The organism is Cobetia sp. SIMBA_158, assembly GCF_046566945.1.
Taxonomy (GTDB): Bacteria; Pseudomonadota; Gammaproteobacteria; order Pseudomonadales; family Halomonadaceae; genus Cobetia; species Cobetia amphilecti.
The window spans coordinates 1-243 of the sequence record NZ_JAWJYL010000945.1 but is presented as its reverse complement, the minus strand read 5'-3'; the positions used below and the strand labels follow the sequence as shown (position 1 = coordinate 243).

Below are 243 nucleotides of genomic sequence, written 5' to 3'. Positions count from 1 at the left end.
ATTGAATGTGCGCAAATGTACGATGTCATTCAAGTGAACTATGATCCGGCGCTATCTGAAAAAATCATTGAGTCGTTAGAGGCAGAGGGTTTTACATGTGTAGAAGTTAAACAATATGGAGCCGTTTTAAATAGCCCGTGGGATGATGCAGAAGTATTGATGTATGAAGAGAGAATTAAAACAGACAATCCACTATTTATCTATTGTATTGAGAACGTGGTGGCCGAAAAGAATTACCAGGGC

1 protein-coding gene is annotated in these 243 nt (G+C 39.1%); it reads left to right on the top strand.

Annotated features, from left to right (window positions below; genetic code table 11):
- Positions 1-15 precede the first annotated feature (15 nt).
- Positions 16-243: terminase TerL endonuclease subunit (locus R2R70_RS22590; protein ID WP_410979286.1), on the top strand; the 228-nt coding region annotated here is incomplete at its 3' end.